Below are 16,066 nucleotides of genomic sequence, written 5' to 3' on the forward strand. Positions count from 1 at the left end.
GCACTTGTCCGCACCCGCGTCCCACTTCTCGATCTGTGTGTCCCACTTCTCGGTCTGTGTGTCCCACTTTCAATCGGTATTCGAGGGGAATAGCGATGAGAAGTGGGACATGCCTGAACTGTGTGTCCCAGTTCTGCGAGGTATGCGGATGGGATTCCAGGGATAAGTGGGACATCGGTGGGGGGAGTGACCGAGATCAGACGCTGAAACGAGAAGAGCGGATGCCTGAGGCATCCGCTCTTCTTCTGCGCGTCGGCGTCGTCTACGCGTGCACCCACACGTCGGTGCCGGCGTCGGCCCACTGGTAGATCTGCTTGGCGAGCGCGGTCGGCATGCCGACGCAGCCGTGGCTGAGCGGGCGGCCCCAGATGTTGCGCCAGTACACGGCGTGGAACGCCTGGTCGCCGCTGAAGTACATGACCCACTCGACGTCGGGCTGCAGGTAGCCGACCTCGGTGTTGCCCATGTCCTGAACGCGCACCTTCGCGTTCACGGTGAAGTTGCCCTGGCGCGTGGACCAGCCGGGCATGCCGCTCGAGATCAACCAGGAGTCGATCACGACGTCGTTCTCTTTCACGTACAGGCGCTGGTCGGAGAGGTCGACCTCGAGCGATCGCACGATCGTGGTCGTCTGCGCGGGAGTGACCGCGACATCGAGTGCGTACGCCGCATCGCCTCCCGCGAGCTGCGAGGCGAACGCGGCAGCGATTCCCGCGGTGGCGCCGAGGACACGCCCGTCGGCCCCGGCCTGCTCGGTGCGGAGCACCGTGCCGGCCTTGTTGACGACCTGCACGCCGTTCGTCGCGGCCCGATCCACGGCGGCGGGCAGAGTATCGACCACGGCCTGGATCGCGGCGCGATCGGCCGAGATGGCGATCGTGCCCTGGTCGGGATCGGGCGTCAGGGTGAGCCAGGAAGCAAGCACCTCGGGCGCGATCGGGACGGTGCGTTCTTCGCCGACGTAGAAACCGACCGATGCGACCATGGCGTTCAGCTGTTCGGCGCGGGACGTCGCTGCCTCGGTCGTGATATCTGCCTCGAGGTCGACGAGTTCACCGTCGAACGCCGCGGGGAGCGACGGATCGAGCAGCCGGGCCTCGTACGCCCGCTCGATCGTCGTGTGATCGAGACCGCGGCCGAGGACCGCGGGGGCCACGACGTACGAACTAGTCGCGGCATCGAAGGTGACGACAGCATCGACCGGGTCGACCCAGTCAGTGGCGAAGGCATCCGCGAGCGCCGCCTCGGATGCGGAGGAGTCGAGGGTCGGCGCGGCGCGATCGGGGTTCGGGAACCATCCGCCCACCTGCCACAGGGGGTTCGTTTCGATGGCGGCCTGCGCGAGCTCGTCGGCGTCGATGGATGCGCCCATGTCGGCACCGGTGATCGTCGCGGTCGTCCCGGCGATGTTCACCTCGACACCCGTTCCCGAGATGGTCTGCGAGACCTTTTCGGACGCGGCGCCCACCGTCAGTCCGCCGACGGGGACGCCCGCGATGGTCACGCCGGGGGCGATCAGGATCGTTCCGAAGAAGGCCGCGGCACCCGCGAGAGCGAGGACGGGAAGCCCGATCCAGAGGGCGAGGGGCCAACGGCGCCGCTTGCGGGGCGGCGCCGGCGTCCATTCGACGCGCGGCGCAGGCGTCAGCGCCGATTCGTCCTCTGTGGACGCTGGCGTCGAAATGAGATCAGTCACGGGCCCCCCCTCACCCGCGGAGGGGTGTGCCTCGATTGTAGGCGAGGGCGGGTAACGAAGGCGCAACGACTCCCTACCGCGCTCTGCGGGGGCTTTCTCCTACTGCAGGCAGAGTTGCTGGAACGAGGTGAAGCTGTCCTGCAGTTCGGTTCCGAGCTTCTGCAGTTCGGCGACCTTCGACGCATCGCCCTGGGCGAGGGCAGCCATCGCCTCTCCGGCGGTCTCGAAAACGGTCTGGATGTCGGGCAGCAGCGCGGCGACCTCGGCGTTTTCGACCTGTGTGCTCGCTTCGCCGAGGGCATCGGCCGCGGCCTGGAACGCGGCGGCCGCGTCGGCGGGGTTCTCGGCCGTCACGCCCGCGAAATCGTCCGACACGCTCTGGATCGTGTCGTTCACCGAGGCGCACGCCTCTTCCACGGTCTGCGCTGCCGAGGCGCCGCCGCCGGACGCGGATTCGCTCGAGGACGGGACGCCGTCGGGGGCCTCGCCGCCGCCACCCGTGCACGCGGTGAGTCCGAGCAGTGCTGTCGCGGCAAGCGCGAGTGTGATCAGGCGTCGATTCATGACAGGTTTCCCCTCGGTGAAGCCCCTAGCCTATGGGTGTCCCGCCAACGCGAAGGAACGCCATGATGAAGTCGCTCGGAGCCGTCGCCCTGCTCGGGGTGTCGGCCCTCGTCCTCGCGGGTTGCACGGCGGACGGCGAATCCGCCGAGATTCGCGTCTGGCTCGTCGGTACCGAGACACCGCAAGAGGCGCGCGACTACCTGATCGAGACATTCGCGGACGAGTACCCGGGTTCGACCATCCTGATCGAAGAACAGACGAGGGACGGGCTCGTCGACACACTGGCCGCTGGCCTGTCGAGCGCGGATGGCCCCGACATCGTCGAGTTCGGCGCCGCACTGGCCCCTGCCTTCACCTCGAGCGGCGCGCTGCTCGACCTCACGGACGACTACGACGCGCTCGGGGGCGATGATCTGCTCCCCGGCCAGGTCGTCGCGGGAACCCACGATGGGGCATTCTTCGCTCCGCCGCTCTTCGCGAAGGCCCGCGCCGTGTTCGCCGACCCAGCGCTCGTGGGGGCGGCGCCCGCGACGCTCGACGAGTTCGTGACGACGGCCAAGACCCTGACGGCGGCCAACCCCGGCACCTCCGGCCTGTACTTCGCCGGCCGCGACTGGCAGAGCGCGCTGCCCTTCATCTGGGCGCACGGCGGTGAGGTCGCGGTGGACCAGGGGGGCGTGTGGGACGCGCAACTGAGCTCGGATCCCTCGGTGGCCGGGCTGCTTCAGGTGCAGGACTTGATGATCAACGCCTCGCTCGCCCCGCGGGACGGCGACAACGCCGAACCCTGGGTCGCCTACTGCGAGAAGCGGGCCATCCAGTTCTCGGCACCGGCCCGGGCCCTCGAACTCGCGAGCGCGTGCGAGTCGGCGACCCCGCAGCCCTCCCCGTTCGTGTACGCGCTGCCGGGCCGGGAGGGCGGAACCGCCCCGGTTCTGGCGGACGGATCGAACATCGGCATCTCGGCCGCGTCCGAGCATCCGGGACTCGCGAGGAGTGCGCTGAAGATCATGCTGAGCGACGAGTTTCAGATGCTCTACGGCGAAAGCGGCCTGGTTCCCGCCAAGACATCGCTCGCCCCGGCGCTCGGTGATTCTCCCGCGGCGGTCGCGTTCGCCGCGGTCGCGGGCAGCGCCCGACTCACGCCCGCGTCGCCGAGGTGGGCCGAGGTCGAGGCATCCGGTGTGCTCGAGGAGCTCATGGGCCAGATCGCGATCGGCGGGGACATCGCGGCGCTCGCGGCAGCGGCCGACCTGCAGATCGAGGCGGTCCTGAACGGCTGACGCGGTGCCCTTGGGACCCGCCGGGCTCAGGGGGCGAAGACCTTGCCCGGATTCAGGATGCCGAGCGGATCGAACACCCGCGCGATATCACGCTGCAGGGCCCACTGATCGTCGCCGAGCTCGTCGGCCAGCCAGCGTCGCTTGAGGGTACCGATGCCGTGCTCGCCGGTGAGCGTGCCGTCCAGCGCCAGAGCAGCACGGAAGAGAGCATCCGCGGCCGCCCAGATGTGATCGGGCACCTCTTCTCCGTCGAACGTGAAGTTCGGATGCAGGTTGCCATCGCCCGCGTGCGCGACCGTCGGGATCGTCACGTCGTACTCGCGTTCGATGCGGGCGATCTCGCCGAACATGGCCGCGAGCGCACTGCGGGGAACCGAGACATCCTCGATCAGCGTCGTCTTGCCGCGTGCCTCCATCGCCGGATGCATCGAGCGCCGGATCGTGAGCAGTCGCTCACCCTCGGCCCGGTCGCGCGACACCCGGACGGTGCCGCCGTTCGCCGCGAGCGTTGCGCCGATGACCTCGGCTTCGGCTCCCGCGGCCGGCCCGTCGGTCTGCACGATCAGTTGCGCGGCGCCGGGCGTCGGTGCCGGTATGCCGAGATACGAATGCGTGGATGCGAGGCTCGTCGCGTCCATGAGCTCCATGATCGCGGGTTGCACGCCCGATGCCGTCACCGCTGCGGACGCGCGTGCTGCGGACTGCACGTCGCGGAAGGTCGCGGCGATCGTGCAGACGTCGCCGGGCACGAGTCGGCGGAGCTTGAGGGTCGCACCGACGACGACCCCGAGCGTGCCCTCCGAGCCGATGACGAGGGAGGTGAGGTCGAGTCCCGTCACCCCCTTCACGGTGCGGTGCCCGAGACGCAGCAGGCGTCCGTCCGCGAGCACGATATCCACGCCCAGCACTGCGTCACGGACGACGCCGTACTTGGCGCAGAGCAGTCCGCCGGCACCCGTCGCGATGTTGCCGCCCACCGTCGAGATCGCCCGGCTCGCAGGATCGGGGGCCCACCACAGGTCGTGCGCGGCGAGTGCCGCGTTGAGATCGGCATTGATGATTCCGGGCTCGACCACGGCGAGCAGGTCGTCGGGGCGCACCTCGAGGATCGCGTCCATCGACCGCATCGACAGCACGATCTCGCCGGGTCCGCCCATCGCGGCGCCGGCAAGGCCCGTGCCTGCTCCGCGGGTCACGACGGGTGTGCGCGTCGCGGTCGCGATACGCATGGTGCGTTGCACGTCGTCGACGGATCGCGCGTGAACGACGGCGAGCGGTCGGCCGGCCGTGCGGTGACCGGATTTGTCGGCGCGGGCGGCCTCGAGCGAGGCATCCGTCGTGTCGACCCGTCCCGGAAGCTCGGCGCTCAAGAGGGCGACGACGTCGTCAGCCGTGGGTTCTGCGCGTTCCGTGCGGGCGTCGGTGGACACGTCGGGACCGGATGTCACGCGAAGCGTCGTCGTCCGACGACGAGTCCGGTCGTGACGGCCACCACACCGAAGGCGAGGCCGATCCAGGGCTGCCCGACACTCCACCACGCGAGGGTCGCGCTCACGAAGATCAACAGCTCGATGAACGCCGCGACGAACGGATGCACGGCGACGACGGCGCGGGGAGAGAGGAAGAGCGCCCAGACGAGGATCGCGAAGAGGGGCGCGCCGATGCCGAAGACGAGGTTCCAGGGGAAGGCGAATGCGAGGAAGCCCCACAGGGCGAGCGTTCCGAATGCGACGAGCTCGGTCAGCAGTCGCACGACATCGATGACCCCGGGCCGTTCGACCATCCCCGGCGCACGCCCCGCTGGCGGGGTCGCTGTCGGCTGAGGTGCGCCGTCGAGCGCGGACGAGTCGGTCATCGTTCCAGTCTACGAGCGGCGGCTAGTACGACCGATCCCAGGCCCGGGGAGACGAACCCGCGACCTCGATCGGTGCCCCGGACGCCGGGGCGTAACGGACGGTCATGGGGGAGAAGTAGTACTCGAGAGGATTCAACGGAACGTACAGGTGCCCGGTGTCCGGTCCGAGCAGGAGCGTGGCTCGCGTGACCGAGCCGATGTCGATCGACAGGACGGCGCCTTCTTGGCCGAGCACTTCGATATCGAGTCCGTAGTCGAAGCTCTCGACGTCCATCCGGCCCGTGATGGCGAATGCCGTGGGTCCGCCCGCGGGGAGCGTCGGCTGGTCCGGGTCTACCGGGTCTACCGGGTCGACGGGGTCGACGGGGTCGACGGGGTCGACGGGGTCGACGGGGTCGACCGGGTCGACGGGATCGACGGGGTCGACCGGTTTCGCGGGGATGCTTGGCGCGACGGGAGCGGGGGGCGGTGCTGCATCGGGGGCCGTCGGCCGGGGCCGACTCTCGCGAGGGGGCGCCACGCGTGGTGCGGCGGAGACGTCTTCCGGTGCGGGAGACGACGTCAGGGGAACGACCGTCTCGGTTGACGGGAGCGCGGACGGTGACGGGCCGGATCCGGGTGCCGCGGTCGAGGGGGCCACGGCATCCGTCGCCGGCGGTTCGGGCGCGCCGCGCCCGGCGGCCCCCGTATCCGAGGCGGGGGCGAAGATCGAGGGCCCCACCGTGACCACGATGACGGTTCCCGCGGTCACGAGTGTTCCCACCGCGATGGCGACGGCGAGCCCGGCCCCGGAGAAGATTCCCCCCGCACTCGTTGCTGCCGCGCCGGCGGCGACGCCAGCCGCTGACGACCCGGCGCCCGCCGCGGATGCCGCCGACGAGCCCGCGCCCGCACCCGGCGCGCCGACGCCACCCGCGGCGCTCGTGCCCGCACCGACGCTTCCGCTCCCGACCGCCACCGCTCCGGGGGTGATGGCCGAAGGCATGGCCGCGAGCGCGATGACCGGCGCGCTTCCGCCCTGCAACGTCGCGAGATAGCTCGTGGCGCCAGCGATGCCGATGGTCAGGGGGAGCAACACCAGGGCGAGGCGGGACGAGACATCCTTCGCCTCGGCCGCCACGATCGTGCAGCGCGAGCATTCGTGCAGGTGGTCGTCCACCCGACGCGTGTCGCGGGGACCGAGGTTGCCGCGAGCGTAGGCACCGAGCCGTTCGATCGTCCACTGGCAGTCCGAGTCGTCTGCGACGCTCTGCAGGTGCGCCTGGATCCAGGCCTCGCGAAGCCCCTCGCGCGCACGGAACGCGAGCTGCGCGACAGCTGCCGGTTTGAGCCCGAGGAGGGGTGCGATCTCGGCGGGCTTCATCCCCTCGATTTCGGAGTACCAGAGCACTTCTTGCCAACGGGTGGGCAGGCTGCGGAACGCGCGATGCGTCAGCCCGCGATCGAGCGCATCCGCCGTCGCCTCGTCGGTCGACGCGGGGTCTTCCATCGCGTCGATCTCGTCGATCGCCGTTTCCTGACGCGCTCGTCCCCAGCCCGCGGCCGTGTTGCGGATGCTGGTGAACAGATACGCGCGGAACGAGCCCGTGGGGCCGCCGCCCCTGCGGATGGACTGATAGATCCGGGCGTAGGCCTCTTGGACGAGGTCATCGGCGTCGAGCGAACTCGTGATCGACCGCGCGACGGTGATGCCGGAACGGTAGTGGCGTCGCCAGAGCTCGGCGTAGGCGCCGCGGTCCCCCGACCGGGCGCGCAGCACGAGATCCGCATCAGCCTCGCTCGTCGGCGTCGTGTCGACGTCGTCGCTCTCCATACCGATTCCCCTGCATTCGTCATGTCGGCCCCGTCGGTCCCCGAATCCGTCACGTGCGTCTCATGGAAGAGACGCACGTCTGGATGATCTATGACGCGGTTCTCTCCATTCTCACCCGCCGCCGTGACGAGAGCAGACGGTGGGCGTCTGTCGCGCCGCGCGGGCGACGTTCGGGGCCATCTCGGGGCCGGTTTGCGGACGCCCCGGAAAAAGATCGCGAAGTCGCGTAATGAACTGCCGGGCATCGCATCTCTTGGGTGAGAGACGCGCTTCGCTTCATTCCGGGGGGAAGGAGCGAAGTCGCTGCGGCGCCGAGCGTCGCAGCCGCGGGGCGCGGTTTCGGAGAGTCATCCGGGGGGAGGCTGATCCGAACCGCCCCCCGCCTCATCTCGATGTCGGATGCTTCGTTAAACCGCAGGGCTGACGACGGGGCATCCGCTAGACTCGCGGTGTCGCGACTGGCGTTCGGGTGGGTGACCACCGGGGAGCGACTGACTACGGCATTCGACCGCTCGCCTGGGCCGATGCGGAATTTCTGCCGATGCCGTCGTCCTGGAGGTTGCTGTGATCGATCCGCTCTTCAACGCCCCGCTCTCCGAAGTCGATCCCGAGATCGCGCAGGTCCTGCAGCGCGAGCTCGACCGCCAGCGCGGTTACCTCGAGATGATCGCATCCGAGAACTTCGTGCCCGTCTCGGTGCTCGAGTCGCAGGGCTCGGTGCTGACGAACAAGTACGCCGAGGGATACCCGGGACGCCGCTACTACGGCGGATGCGAAGAGGTCGACGTCGCCGAAGAGCTCGCGATCGAGCGCGCCAAGAGCCTGTTCGGCGCGGCATTCGCGAACGTCCAGCCGCACTCGGGGGCGACCGCGAACGCCGCCGTGCTGCACGCGATCGCGCGCCCCGGCGACACGCTGCTCGGCCTCTCGCTCGACCACGGCGGACACCTGACGCACGGCATGAAGATCAACTTCTCGGGCCGCCTGTTCGACATCGTCGCGTACGGCGTCGACGCCGAGACATCCCTCATCGACATGGACGAGGTCCGCGCGCTCGCCGTCGAGCACAAGCCGAAGGTGATCATCGCGGGCTGGTCGGCGTACCCGCGCCAGCTCGACTTCGCTCGGTTCCGCGAGATCGCCGATGAGGTCGGCGCGTACCTGTGGGTCGATATGGCGCACTTCGCGGGGCTCGTCGCCGCGGGCCTGCACCCCTCGCCGTTCCCGCACGCGCATGTCGTGTCGTCCACGGTGCACAAGACGATCGGCGGACCGCGCTCGGGATTCATCCTGACGAACGATCCCGACCTGGCGAAGAAGATCAACACGGCGGTGTTCCCGGGTCAGCAGGGCGGACCGCTCATGCACGTGATCGCGGCCAAGGCGACGGCGTTCAAGCTCGCCGCGACCCCCGCGTTCCGCGACCGCCAGGAGCGCACCGTCCGCGGCGCGCACATCCTGGCCGAGCGTCTGACGCAGCCGGATGTCTCGGCCGCGGGCATCAGCGTCCGCTCGGGCGGAACCGACGTCCACCTCGTGCTCGTCGACCTGCGCAACGCCCAGATCGACGGGATGCAGGCCGAGGACCTGCTGCACGAGATCCACATCACGGTCAACCGCAACTCGGTGCCGAACGACCCGCGCCCGCCCATGGTGACCTCGGGTCTGCGCATCGGTACTCCGGCGCTCGCGACCCGCGGGTTCGGCGACGCGGAGTTCACCGAGGTCGCGGACATCATCGCGCAGGCCCTGCTGCCGGACGCCGACGTCGCGGCGCTGCGCACGCGCGTCGCGGCGCTGACGGCGGCGTTCCCGCTGTACCCGGGCCTCGAGCAGTAACCGGGCCCCGCCCGGGCCTGGCCGGTCGCGGCCGGCGGTCAACATTCCGGATGAATGTGCGGCGCCGCGCCGCGGTTCCCCGTGTTTCCGCGGCTTCGACGGTGGCCGTGGGTGCTCGTTCGCAGGCCTCTCCGGAATTCTGTGCGCCCCACACCACGGCCGTTGCGTCTTCTGCCCTGGTGAGCGCGCCGCTCAGGGCCCTAGAATAACTATCGACATAGGTATTTCGGCCGGCCCCCGGGCCCCGGTCGGATACAGCGCAGTCCCGCAGCGAAGAAGCGCGGACGACCGACGGGAGAGACGATGACGGCGAAGAAGCTGGACGGCAAGGCGACAGCGGCGGCGATCAAGGCCGAGCTGACCGAGAGGGTGGCGGCGCTCAAGGCGCGCGGGGTCAACCCCGGAATCGCGACCGTGCTGGTCGGCGCGGATCCGGGTTCGCAGCTGTACGTCGGTATGAAGCACCGTCAGTCCGAGGCGATCGGCATGAACTCGATCCAGATCGAGTTGCCCGCCGACGCGACCCAGCAGGACGTCGAGGAGGTCATCGATCGTCTCAACGCAGACCCGGCCTGCCACGGCTACATCGTGCAGCTGCCGCTGCCGAAGCACCTCGACACCGATGCGATCCTCGAGCGGATCGATCCGGACAAGGATGCCGACGGCCTGCACCCGACCAACCTCGGCCGTCTCGTGCTGAACGTCAACGGCGAGATCACGTCACCCCTGCCCTGCACCCCGCGTGCGGTCATCGAGCTGCTGCGCCGCAGCGGCTACGACCTGGCGGGCAAGCACGTCGTCGTCGTCGGCCGCGGTGTGACGATCGGGCGCTCGATCGGCCTGTTGCTGACGCGGCGCGAGGTCAACGCGACCGTGACGCTGACCCACACCGGAACCCCGGACATCCCGTCGTTCATCCGTCAGGCGGATGTCGTGGTCGCGGCCGCGGGCGTCAAGCACCTCGTGCGTGCGGAGGACGTCAAGCCCGGTGCTGCGGTGCTCGACGTGGGCGTCACGCGCGGCGAGCCCGACCCCGAGACGGGCAAGTCGGCCGTGTACGGCGATGTCGACCCGGCTGTCGCCGAGGTCGCCGGATGGCTCTCACCGAACCCCGGTGGCGTCGGCCCGATGACCGTCGCGCTGCTCATGACGAACGTGGTCGAGGCCGCGGAGCGCTCGATCGCCTGACCCCGCGGGCCCGGTCTGCCCGGGGCATCCGCTATTCCGACCGAAACACCCCTGGCGTCGCGAAACACCCTGTGTCTGGGGTGTCTCGTCCCGCCCGGGGTGTTTCGCCGTGCTCGGGCGGGCGGGCGGTGTCCGGCGGCGCGTCAGCCGAGCTCGTCGAGCATGCGACGCTGCTCGTCGGTCAGGCCGTCCTTGAGTTCGCGGCGAGCGGATGCGTCCGCGCCCGGCGTGACCGAGGCATCCGTCGTCCCGCCAGACTTCGGCGCGCGCCCGAGCTTCGCCGAGGCGGAGTCATACACGCGTGCGGCGTGCTTCTCGACGCGGTCGTCGATCGCGTCGTAGATCGCCCAGGCGATCAGCAGGGCGATCGGCGGCACCACCCAACCCGAGAACCAGCCCTGGACGTGCACCGACGTGAGGAGCACGACCAGCACCCATACGATCACGGCCACGATCAACACGAGAACGTACTGCGTGAGCTTCTCGCCGACCTTCGTGCGCTGGTTCGCCGAGCGCGCCGCCATACCCTGGAACCACTTCGTGATCAGGGGCTTGATCCACAGCGTCGCCGCGGTGAGCACGATCGAGCCCCAGAACGCGGCCCAGCCGACCGACACCGAGGCGAGCAGCAACCCGATCAGCCAGAGCACGACGAGGTTGAACAGGTACAGCGAGACGAACCGCACGATCCACTTGCGCATGGGTCCAGCGTGCCTGGTCTCACGTTTCGGCGCCAGTGCGACACTTCCGCTGCGTCGATCGATGCAGCCGATGTCGCGATCCGTGGCCGAAGCGTGACTCGACCGGGATCCGGCCAGCGCGGGCGTTCAGCCCAGGCGCACCAGGGCCGTCACGTCGTCGCGCGGCAGTTCGTCCACCACCGCGGTGACCTCGAGCGAACGGAAGTCGACGCGCCCGCGCTGCGTGGTCAGGAACGCGGTGTCGGATGCGTCGCGCCCGGTCGCGATGCGCACCATGCTGCTGCGCGGGGCGAGCGTCGTGGCATCCACGACGTGCCAGGCTCCGTCGACATAGGCCTCTGCGACGGCGTGGAAGTCCATCGGGGCGAGGCCCGGGGCGTAGACCGACACGAGCCGGGCCGGCACGTTCCGGGCGCGCAGCAGGGCCACGCACAGGTGCGCGTAATCGCGGCACACCCCCTGGCGGGCGAGCAAGGTGCGCACCGCTCCGTCGGTCGGCAGGCTCGATCCGCTCACGTACCACAGGCGCGTGCCCACCCATGAGCTCACCGCGTCGAGCAGGTCGACGCCCTCGAGCCCCGGGAACTCCGCGGCCGCGGTCGGCGCGAGCGTGTCCGACTCGCAGTAGCGGCTCGGGCGCAGGTACCGGATCAGATCGGTCGGAACGAGCTGTTCCTCGGGCGTCCGTCCGAGGATCGTCGCCGTGTAGCTCGCCTCGAGATCGCCCGCGCCGACCTCGACACGGTGGAGGCGCGTGCCGTGCGAGTCGACGAGTTCTTCGGGCTCGATGGCGGCGCCGTTCACGCTCACGAGCAACCGCTCCGATGCCAGGTCGGCGCCCGCCGCGACCGCCATCGAGAAGATCAGCTCGGCCGGTTCGGTGACCGTGAGCGTCATGTGTGCGCCGACGTCTCGCTTCATTCGTCGATCATCGCAGCGCGGTGTGTCAACCGCGTGAACGGATGCCGGGGGTTGACGCTCCTCGCCGCTCCCTGTAGCGGGCCCGCGCCTCCCGGATCCGTCGCGTGGGCTGTGCCACACTGGCGCCGGAGGCGCACATGGTGGAGCACGTGACACGGCAGAACGAGGTCGGCCCCGAACACTCGGCCCGTCACAGGCCCCGGCACAGGTGGGTGCGGGTCCTGCTCTGGATAGGCATCCCGATCATCGCGATCCTGGTGGTGATCAGCATCGTCACGTCCGTCACGCCGTGGCCGTCGGCTATGGTCATCCGTTCGGTGTTCGAGCGCGGGGGAGCGGCCACGCTCGCCGAGATGGAGCCCTACGTTCCCGACACACCCCTGCGCGAGCTGCTCGATGTCGCATACGCCCCTGGCGGGTCCGATACGACGATGGATGTCTTCACCCCGGCCGCCGAGGGAGAGGTGCTGCCGACCGTGGTGTGGGTGCACGGCGGGGCGTGGATCTCGGGCTCGAAGGCCGACGTGGCGCCCTACCTGCGCATCCTCGCGAACGAGGGGTACACGACGATCGGCGTGAACTACACGCTCGGTCCCGAGGGCGCTTATCCGATCGCGATCACTCAGCTGAACGACGCACTGGCGTACATCGACGCGAATGCGCAGGAGTTGGGCGTCGACGCATCCCGTATCGTCCTCGCCGGGGACTCCGCGGGTGGACAGATCGCCAGCCAGCTCGCTGTGCTGATGACGAACCCGCGGTACGCCGCCATCATGGGCGTGGACCCGGCGCTGCAACCCGATCAGCTGGTCGGTGCGATCCTCAACTGCGGGGTGTACAGCCTGCCCGCGATGGCCGAGCTCGACGGCATCGCGGCGTGGGGGTTCAAGGTCGCGCTCTGGGCGTACACGGGCACGAAGAACTGGTCGGCGTCGTACGAGGGCGCGACGATGTCGACGATCGAGTGGGTCACCGACGACTTCCCGCCGACCTACATCTCGGGTGGCAACGGCGACGGGCTGACGTGGCTGCAGTCGATCCCGATGTCGCAGCGTCTGCGCGATGTCGGAGTGGATGTCACGGAGCTCTTCTGGCCCGCGCAGCACGTTCCCGCCCTGCCGCACGAATACCAGTTCCACCTGGATCTGCCCGAGGCGCGCGACGCGCTCGCCGCGACGATTGCGTACCTGGCGGACGTCACCCGCTGAGCGCGGCAACCGCTTCGCGTGTCAGGATGCGTAGAGACATCCGCGCCCGAAAGGACTCCCCATGGCATCCCTCCCTCCGCTTTCCGCACTGCGCCGCGTCGGTGGACTCACGGTCGCGGCGGGCACGTTGCTCGCGGTGGCGGGCTCGGGTGCCTGGCTCGCCGTGACGAAGCAGCTGCGCGCCGAGAAGATCTCGGTGCCCGGCAACGCGCCGATTCTGGCGGGCAAGCCCGTGCAAGACCCGGTCACCGCCTACGTCGAGGCTGTCGTGATCAAGGGCAACGCCGAGCGCGGCGCCGGGGGGCGGACGTTCGCCGACATCAGCGAGGCGCTCCGTCACGTCGAGAAGGGCAGCGACGAGGAGGGCAAGCTGCGCGGTCAGAGCGCGTCGCTCGCGACGGCGGCATCGCTGCGGACGGCGCTCATGACCTCCGTGCTCGCGTACGGGGTGAGCGCACTCGTGGCCGCGCTCGGCGCATTCTTCGTGATCGTCGGGTCGCAGCTGCGCCGCATCTCGTGACCTTGGCGTGGGAGAGTCGCGCCGGGGGCTGACCCGACGCGACCCGCGGATCAGCGCACCTGCGCGCTGATCACGCTCATCACCATCGTGTCGGCGAGTGTCGTGGTGTCCCCGACATCCCGTCCCTCGGCGACGTCGCGCAGCAGGCGCCGCATGATCTTGCCGGAGCGCGTCTTCGGCAGCTCGGCGACGATGTAGACGTCGCGCGGGCGCGCGATCGGCCCGATCTGCTCGCCGACCCAGGCCCTCAGTCCCTGCGCGAGGCCGTCGGGCGAGTGCTTGTCGAGGTAGCTCTGCTTGATGATCACGAACGCCACGACCGCCTGGCCGGTGGTCTCATCGGATGCCCCGACCACCGCGGCCTCGGCCGTTGCCTCGTGCGCGACGAGCGCCGACTCGATCTCGGCGGTCGACAGGCGGTGGCCCGAGACGTTCATCACGTCGTCGACCCGGCCGAGCAGCCAGATGTCGCCGTCATCGTCGAGTCGCGCGCCGTCTCCCGCGAAGTAGAAGCCCTGGTCGGCAAACTTTTCCCAATAGGTCTCGACGTAGCGATCAGGGTCGCCCCAGATGCCGCGCAGCATGCTCGGCCACGGCTCGGTCGCGACGAGCAGCCCGCCATTCCCGGTGCCGACGTGCTCGCCCGCGTCGTCGACCACATCGATCGTGATGCCCGGGATCGGCACCTGCGCGCTGCCCGGCTTCGTCGTCGTCACGGCGGGCAGCGCCGAGATCATGATCGCGCCCGTCTCGGTCTGCCACCACGTGTCGACGATCGGTGTCTTGTTCGCGCCGATCACCTCGCGGTACCACATCCACGCCTCGGGGTTGATGGGTTCGCCCACCGAACCGAGCACGCGCAGGCTCGACAGGTCGAACTTCTGCGGAATCGCGCGCCCGAGCTTCATGAACGAGCGGATGGCGGTGGGCGCGGTGTAGAAGATGGTCACGCCGTACTTTTCGATGATCTCCCACCAGCGGCCCGGGTGCGGGGTGTCGGGCGTGCCCTCGTAGATCACCTGCGTGGCGCCGTTGGCGAGGGGCCCGTACGCGACGTACGAGTGTCCGGTGATCCATCCGACGTCCGCGGTGCACCAGTAGACGTCGGTCTCTGGGCGCAGGTCGAAGACGTTCCGGTGCGTGAAGGCGGCCTGGGTGAGGTATCCGCCCGACGTGTGCAGGATGCCCTTCGGCTTACCCGTCGTCCCCGACGTATAGAGGATGAAGAGGGGGTTCTCGGCGGGGAAGGGCTGCGCCTCGTGATCAGCGGATGCTGCGGGCACCGCCTCGTGCCACCACACGTCGCGTCCCTCGGTCCACTCGACGTCGTTCTCGCCGCGACGCACCACGAGCACGTGCTCGACGCTCGCCTGCACGCCTGAGCCGTTGCGGTCGGCGAGTGCCATGTCGACGGCGGGCTTGAGGGGAGAGACCTTGCCCTTGCGGTAGCCGCCATCCGCGGTGATGACGACCTTCGCGCCCGCGTCGTCGATGCGCGAGCGCAGGCTGTCGGCCGAGAATCCACCGAAGATGACCGAGTGGATGGCGCCCAGGCGCGCGACGGCGAGCATCGACGCGACGGCCTCGGGGATCATCGGCAGGTAGATCGCGACCCGGTCTCCGGCCTCGACACCGAGTTCTTGCAGGACGTTGGCGGCGCGCTTGACCTCGTCCGTCAGCTCGGCGTATGTGATGCGGCGCTCGTCGCCGAGTTCGCCCTCCCAGTACAGGGCGATGCGCTCGCCGTTGCCGGCCTCGACGTGGCGGTCGAGGCAGTTGTACGCGACGTTCAGTTCGCCGTCATCGAACCACTTCGCGAAGGGCGGGTTCGACCAGTCCAGCGTGCGTGTGAACGGCTTCGACCAGTGCAGCAGATCGTGGGCCTGATCAGCCCAGAAACCCTCACGATCGTCGGCGGCACTCTCGTAGAGGGCCTGGGCGGGGCCTGCATCGGCGAAGCCCTCCGGCGGGGCGAAGTGTCGCGTCTCATTGTAGAGGTGGTCGATCTGGCTGGACATGGATGCGCGCTCCTTTGTGCGTGTCACCTGCGGCGCTCGGGGACGCCGGGGATCGTGTGTGCGAATTTACCGGCGACGTCCGCGGCGAGACTACCGCCGAAAGTCGGTGTCTCGCGTGCGGGGCGGCGCGGCACGTGCACGCAGATTGCGGCGTTCCTGAGAATTCCGACTGATATACCGCCTGATCTGCCCGAATCGGGTCGGTCGGGTCGAATTACATGCGTATGCTTTTCGCGGCCGAACATTCGATTCTGGCATCGCGGCGTCCCCTTGTGCGGACGTCGCACGGCGGCATCCCGTTCCCCCCACGGGATGCCGCCTTCTTCTTTTTCCTCTTCCGCGGACCTGCCATCCGCACGACCGCGGTGCAGACACGCGGCGGATCGGCCCCGTACGCCGATGTGTCGAATTTTGATCGTGCGGATGGCACGGGCCACGCGCCTGGTGCCGGTCCTCCCCA

At 69.4% G+C, this 16,066-nt stretch carries 13 protein-coding genes and 1 riboswitch; of the genes, 5 read left to right on the forward strand and 8 right to left on the reverse strand.

All coding sequences use genetic code 11. The features are described 5' to 3' along the window. Positions 1 to 262: 262 nt before the first annotated feature. Positions 263 to 1,696 (reverse strand): L,D-transpeptidase, encoded by a 1,434-nt coding sequence (locus CGU35_RS02535; RefSeq protein WP_100810033.1) that lies wholly within the window; start codon positions 1,694 to 1,696, stop codon positions 263 to 265. 99 nt (positions 1,697 to 1,795) lie between these two features. Continuing rightward, positions 1,796 to 2,260 carry a hypothetical protein gene (locus tag CGU35_RS02540; protein WP_100810034.1) on the reverse strand — a complete coding sequence of 155 codons (465 nt, stop codon included), beginning with the start codon at positions 2,258 to 2,260 and terminating at the stop codon, positions 1,796 to 1,798. 62 nt (positions 2,261 to 2,322) lie between these two features. Here CGU35_RS02540 and CGU35_RS02545 point away from each other — a divergent pair, with 62 nt between their 5' ends. Continuing rightward, complete coding sequence (locus tag CGU35_RS02545) at positions 2,323 to 3,543, forward strand: extracellular solute-binding protein (RefSeq protein WP_100810035.1); 1,221 nt, start codon at positions 2,323 to 2,325, stop codon at positions 3,541 to 3,543. Positions 3,544 to 3,569: 26 nt separating this feature from the next. Here CGU35_RS02545 and CGU35_RS02550 read toward each other — a convergent pair whose 3' ends face one another. Genes CGU35_RS02550 through CGU35_RS02560 form a run of 3 tightly spaced genes read right to left on the reverse strand, consistent with a single transcriptional unit; the run spans position 3,570 to position 7,211 of the window. After that, positions 3,570 to 4,973 carry an FAD-binding oxidoreductase gene (locus tag CGU35_RS02550; protein WP_100810104.1) on the reverse strand — a complete coding sequence of 468 codons (1,404 nt, stop codon included), beginning with the start codon at positions 4,971 to 4,973 and terminating at the stop codon, positions 3,570 to 3,572. A gap of 14 nt (positions 4,974 to 4,987) precedes the next feature. Next, positions 4,988 to 5,398 carry a YrdB family protein gene (locus CGU35_RS02555; RefSeq protein ID WP_100810036.1) on the reverse strand — a complete coding sequence of 137 codons (411 nt, stop codon included), beginning with the start codon at positions 5,396 to 5,398 and terminating at the stop codon, positions 4,988 to 4,990. A 22-nt stretch (positions 5,399 to 5,420) separates the two neighbouring features. Beyond that, positions 5,421 to 7,211, reverse strand: coding sequence for a sigma-70 family RNA polymerase sigma factor (locus tag CGU35_RS02560; RefSeq protein WP_100810037.1), 1,791 nt, complete (start codon positions 7,209 to 7,211; stop codon positions 5,421 to 5,423). A 444-nt stretch (positions 7,212 to 7,655) separates the two neighbouring features. Further along, positions 7,656 to 7,740: riboswitch (ZMP/ZTP riboswitch) on the forward strand. Positions 7,741 to 7,775: 35 nt separating this feature from the next. Here CGU35_RS02560 and glyA point away from each other — a divergent pair. After that, complete coding sequence (gene glyA, locus CGU35_RS02565; protein WP_100810038.1) at positions 7,776 to 9,050, forward strand: serine hydroxymethyltransferase; 1,275 nt, start codon at positions 7,776 to 7,778, stop codon at positions 9,048 to 9,050. A gap of 303 nt (positions 9,051 to 9,353) precedes the next feature. After that, positions 9,354 to 10,238, forward strand: coding sequence for a bifunctional methylenetetrahydrofolate dehydrogenase/methenyltetrahydrofolate cyclohydrolase (locus CGU35_RS02570; RefSeq protein WP_100810039.1), 885 nt, complete (start codon positions 9,354 to 9,356; stop codon positions 10,236 to 10,238). Between the two features lie 143 nt (positions 10,239 to 10,381). Here CGU35_RS02570 and CGU35_RS02575 read toward each other — a convergent pair whose 3' ends face one another. Both CGU35_RS02575 and CGU35_RS02580 read right to left on the reverse strand, forming a co-directional pair. Next, entirely contained in the window at positions 10,382 to 10,939 is a 558-nt protein-coding gene (locus CGU35_RS02575; RefSeq protein ID WP_100810040.1) for a hypothetical protein, read from the reverse strand. Positions 10,940 to 11,065: 126 nt separating this feature from the next. Beyond that, on the reverse strand, positions 11,066 to 11,860 hold the full coding sequence (locus CGU35_RS02580; protein WP_100810041.1) for a transglutaminase-like domain-containing protein: 795 nt from the start codon (positions 11,858 to 11,860) through the stop codon (positions 11,066 to 11,068). A 149-nt stretch (positions 11,861 to 12,009) separates the two neighbouring features. Between CGU35_RS02580 and CGU35_RS02585 the strand changes: the two genes are divergently transcribed. Beyond that, positions 12,010 to 13,068, forward strand: a complete 1,059-nt coding sequence (locus CGU35_RS02585) for an alpha/beta hydrolase (RefSeq protein ID WP_232711112.1) — start codon at positions 12,010 to 12,012, stop codon at positions 13,066 to 13,068. A gap of 61 nt (positions 13,069 to 13,129) precedes the next feature. Next, entirely contained in the window at positions 13,130 to 13,588 is a 459-nt protein-coding gene (locus CGU35_RS02590) for a hypothetical protein (RefSeq protein ID WP_100810043.1), read from the forward strand. 50 nt (positions 13,589 to 13,638) lie between these two features. Here the strand turns inward: CGU35_RS02590 and acs are convergent, their stop codons facing one another. Beyond that, complete coding sequence (gene acs / locus CGU35_RS02595; RefSeq protein WP_100810044.1) at positions 13,639 to 15,606, reverse strand: acetate--CoA ligase; 1,968 nt, start codon at positions 15,604 to 15,606, stop codon at positions 13,639 to 13,641. Positions 15,607 to 16,066: the final 460 nt, after the last annotated feature.

The sequence above is a fragment of the Microbacterium sp. BR1 genome (genome assembly GCF_002812725.1).
In the GTDB taxonomy this organism is placed as follows: domain Bacteria; phylum Actinomycetota; class Actinomycetes; order Actinomycetales; family Microbacteriaceae; genus Microbacterium.

Bases quoted from the DNA above. Each gene is read 5' to 3' on its own strand.
- CGU35_RS02540 (WP_100810034.1), bottom strand. From the start codon at position 2,260: ATGAATCGACGCCTGATCACACTCGCGCTTGCCGCGACAGCACTGCTC.
- CGU35_RS02545 (WP_100810035.1), top strand. From the start codon at position 2,323: ATGATGAAGTCGCTCGGAGCCGTCGCCCTGCTCGGGGTGTCGGCCCTC.
- CGU35_RS02555 (WP_100810036.1), bottom strand. From the start codon at position 5,398: ATGACCGACTCGTCCGCGCTCGACGGCGCACCTCAGCCGACAGCGACC.
- CGU35_RS02560 (WP_100810037.1), bottom strand. From the start codon at position 7,211: ATGGAGAGCGACGACGTCGACACGACGCCGACGAGCGAGGCTGATGCG.
- CGU35_RS02570 (WP_100810039.1), top strand. From the start codon at position 9,354: ATGACGGCGAAGAAGCTGGACGGCAAGGCGACAGCGGCGGCGATCAAG.
- CGU35_RS02575 (WP_100810040.1), bottom strand. From the start codon at position 10,939: ATGCGCAAGTGGATCGTGCGGTTCGTCTCGCTGTACCTGTTCAACCTC.
- CGU35_RS02580 (WP_100810041.1), bottom strand. From the start codon at position 11,860: ATGAAGCGAGACGTCGGCGCACACATGACGCTCACGGTCACCGAACCG.
- CGU35_RS02590 (WP_100810043.1), top strand. From the start codon at position 13,130: ATGGCATCCCTCCCTCCGCTTTCCGCACTGCGCCGCGTCGGTGGACTC.
- acs (WP_100810044.1), bottom strand. From the start codon at position 15,606: ATGTCCAGCCAGATCGACCACCTCTACAATGAGACGCGACACTTCGCC.